Genomic DNA, 3,606 nt, shown 5'->3' with positions numbered 1-3,606 from the left:
CGGCGCTCCACACTCGCCGCGGCAAGCCGGCTCCCGATCCTTACCTCGCGGCTCTTGATCTGGCCGGAGTGGAGCCGTGGCAGGCTCTCGTGATAGAAAACGCACCGCTTGGAGTCGCTTCGGGAGCGGCCGCCGGCGTAGCCGTGGCCGGTATCACCACCGGTCCCGTGCCGCAGTCGGCTCTTGCCGATGCGGGCGCCACTGCTACTTTCCCCTCGATGGCCGCCTTCGCCGCGTCGCTCCCCGCCTTGCTGCGCGACTTCGCCCCGGAATAACCGGAGAAGTGTAGCGGGCTTTCCGACAAAAAACACTACGGTGTGGCTGCATCCTCTTGCATGGATAGCAGCCACACCGCTCTTTTTGGTAATGGATGGTGCTGGATGAAAGCGGGGCAGGCGCCAAAGCGACCGTAGTCGCTCTGGCGCCTGCCTTTGGTAGGGTTTGAGAAGCAGTTGTTTAGAGCTGCGGGCCGGCTGTTACGAGAGCCTTGCCGGCGGGGTTGTTCTCATACTTCTTGAAGTTCTTGATGAAGCGTGCTGCGAGATCCTGAGCCTTTACATCCCATTCTTCGGGGTTGGTGTAGGTGTCGCGCGGGTCGAGGATCTTGGGATCAACTCCGGGCAGTTCGGTGGGAACCTCGAAGTTGAAGATCGGGAGCTTCTTGGTGGGAGCATTCAGGATAGCGCCGTCAAGGATCGCGTCGATGATGCCGCGGGTGTCCTTGATGGAGATACGTTTGCCTGTGCCGTTCCAGCCGGTGTTGACCAGATAAGCCTTGGCGCCGCTCTGCTGCATGCGCTTAACGAGCTCTTCGGCATACTTGGTGGGGTGGAGTTCGAGGAACGCCTGTCCGAAGCAAGCCGAGAAGGTCGGGGTGGGCTCGGTGATGCCGCGTTCGGTGCCTGCGAGCTTGGCGGTGAAGCCGGAGAGGAAGTAGTACTTCGTCTGCTCGGGGGTCAGGATCGATACGGGGGGCAGCACTCCGAATGCGTCGGCCGAAAGGAAGATTACGTTCTTGGCGGCCGGGCCTGCGCTGATGGGCTCAACGATGCTCTCGATGTGGTTGATGGGGTAGGACACACGGGTGTTCTCGGTGACGCTCTTGTCCTTGAAGTCGATCTTGCCGTTGTTGTCTACGGTCACGTTCTCAAGCAGTGCGTCGCGTCTGATGGCGTTGAAGATGTCGGGCTCCGACTCCTTGTCGAGGTTGATCACCTTGGCGTAGCAGCCGCCCTCGAAGTTGAACACGCCGTTGTCGTCCCAGCCGTGCTCGTCGTCGCCGATGAGCAGACGCTTCGGGTCGGTCGAGAGAGTGGTCTTGCCGGTTCCCGAGAGGCCGAAGAAGATGGCTGTGTTCTGACCCTGCTTGTCGGTGTTGGCCGAGCAGTGCATCGAGGCGATGCCCTGCTGGGGCAGGTAGTAGTTCATCATCGAGAACATGCCTTTCTTCATCTCGCCGCCATACCAGGTGTTGATGATCACCTGCTCGCGCGAAGTGGTGTTGAACACGACAGCGGTTTCGCTGTTCAGGCCGAGTTCCTTGAAGTTGGTCACCTTGGCCTTCGATGCGTTGAACACTACGAAGTCGGGCTTGAAGTTGGCAAGTTCCTCAGCAGAGGGCTGGATGAACATATTGGTCACGAAGTGAGCCTGCCATGCCACTTCAACGATGAAGCGCACAGCCATGCGGGTGTCGTGGTTGGCGCCGCAGAAGCAGTCTACCACGTAGAGTTTCTTGTCGCTGAGTTCGTTGACGGCGATCTGCTTGATCTCCTTCCATGCAGCTTCGGTGACAGGCTTGTTGTCGTTGGGGTATTCCTCGGTTGTCCACCATACCTTGTCCTTGGAGTTGTCGTCAAGTACGATGAACTTGTCTTTGGGCGAGCGGCCGGTATATACACCGGTCATCACGTTGACGGCGCCGAGTTCGGTCACTGTGCCTTTCTCAAAGCCTTCCAGCGAGGGATCGGTTTCGTCTTTGAAGAGCTGCTCGTAGGAGGGATTGTGGATTATCTCCTTGACATTCTTGATGCCATACTGCGATAAGTCGATTGTGCTCATGTCTTAAAAACTTGAAATATAAGTAATTGAGTTGATTGTTCTAATCGGTTGGCAGGCTGTTGGCCGCCGGTACGGTCGACTTTGCCTTGTTTACCGTCTGCAAAGTTAGCTTTTTTTTCGATGCGTGGGAGTATGCATTAAGGAAAAATTTCCATATTAATTATTTTTAAGTTTAGTTGGGTAGGATTGGAGTAATATTGTTAATTTTGCCGCCGTATTTGCGCTGCGGCGCATTGCGTCGTGTGCAGGTCGTTATTGCGGCCTGATATTGACATCCCGACAACCGTCATTGTACTTATTATGGTAATACTTCAACTTGCCGTTTTGTTCACGTTTCTCGCTGCAGGCGAGCTTGTGGTGTGGCTCACCGGGGTGCCGGTGCCCTCGAGCATCATAGGTATGCTGCTGCTCACTCTGGCTCTTAAGCTGCGCATAGTCAGGCTGCGTCATGTAGAGGGTGTGGCCGACTTTCTGGTATCCAATCTCGGCTTCTTCTTCGTGCCGGCGGGTGTGGCTCTCATGGGCTGCTTCGATCTGGTCGAGGGGCAGTGGGGAGCCGTCATAGCCGCTTCGGCTGTCAGCACGGTGATAGTCATAGCCGTCACCGGGCTTATTCATCAGTTTTCACGCAAAATCATGCCTCACAATGGAGTTTCTCGAAAATAACTACTTTCTGCTGGCTCTCACCTTCGTGGTGTATATCGGAGCGCGTATCCTGTTCAAGCGCACCGGGCTGGCCATACTCAATCCCATACTGGTGTCGGTGGCGGTGCTGATACTATTTCTGGTGCTGACAGGAGTGCCCTACGAAACCTATACCCAGGGCGGAGGCATGGTGGAGTTCTGGCTCAAGCCGGCAGTGGTGGCGCTTGGGGTGCCGCTCTACAAGCAGCTGTCGACAATCCGCAAGCAGATCCTGCCTATCATTGCCGCCGAACTGGCCGGATGTGTGGCCGGAGTCGTATCGGTGGTACTGCTTGCCCAGGCCATGGGAGCCTCACGCGAAGTGGTGCTCTCGCTGGCGTCGAAGTCGGTCACCACCCCCATAGCCATGGAGGTGACGGCCGCAGTGGGCGGACTGCCGCCGCTGACCGCCGCAGTGGTGGTGTGCGTTGGAATTTTCGGCGGCATGACCGGATTCCGTGTGATGAAAATGACTCGCGTGAAAAGTCCGATGGCGCGGGGGCTGGCCATGGGAACGGCCGCACACGCTCTCGGCACCACGGCAGCCATAGAACATGGCGGCAGCCGATATGGCGCGTGGGCCTCGCTCGGACTTACGCTCAACGGGCTTTTCACCGCCTTGCTCACTCCGACGCTCCTGGCCGTGATGGGTTATTGAGCCGATGGCTGAGATTGCGGAGTCTTTGACGATTTCTGATTTCTTTACAGAAGTGTAATCAAATGGTATTCAGAAATCGAAAAACTGCAATATAATGTTTGTGAAATCATTGACGGTGCAAAAAAAATATTGTAATTTTGCGCAAACAGGAAGGATAAGCATCAGCTTGGATTTGCTCCGTCGCGCAGGTTTCTGTCTGCATG

At 56.4% G+C, this 3,606-nt stretch carries 3 protein-coding genes and 1 pseudogene; 3 read left to right on the top strand and 1 reads right to left on the bottom strand.

The features are described from left to right. A pseudogene (locus C5O24_RS14095) lies at positions 1-275 on the top strand (beta-phosphoglucomutase); the annotation flags it as partial. 181 nt (positions 276-456) lie between these two features. Here the strand turns inward: C5O24_RS14095 and pckA are convergent. After that, positions 457-2,061 carry a phosphoenolpyruvate carboxykinase (ATP) gene (pckA, locus tag C5O24_RS11740; protein ID WP_107035320.1) on the bottom strand — a complete coding sequence of 535 codons (1,605 nt, stop codon included), beginning with the start codon at positions 2,059-2,061 and terminating at the stop codon, positions 457-459. A 300-nt stretch (positions 2,062-2,361) separates the two neighbouring features. On the opposite strand from pckA, the gene C5O24_RS11735 reads away from it, so the two are divergent. Next, complete coding sequence (locus tag C5O24_RS11735; RefSeq protein ID WP_107681878.1) at positions 2,362-2,727, top strand: CidA/LrgA family protein; 366 nt, start codon at positions 2,362-2,364, stop codon at positions 2,725-2,727. Then, positions 2,708-3,403, top strand: coding sequence for an LrgB family protein (locus C5O24_RS11730; protein WP_107681877.1), 696 nt, complete (start codon positions 2,708-2,710; stop codon positions 3,401-3,403). Before C5O24_RS11735 ends, C5O24_RS11730 begins: the two co-directional genes overlap by 20 nt. Positions 3,404-3,606: the final 203 nt, after the last annotated feature.

Origin of the sequence: Paramuribaculum intestinale (genome assembly GCF_003024925.1) — a bacterium.
GTDB classification, from domain to species: Bacteria; Bacteroidota; Bacteroidia; order Bacteroidales; family Muribaculaceae; genus Paramuribaculum; species Paramuribaculum intestinale.
Note: the sequence above shows the minus strand (reverse complement) of the source record. Positions and strands in the feature narration are given on the sequence as shown.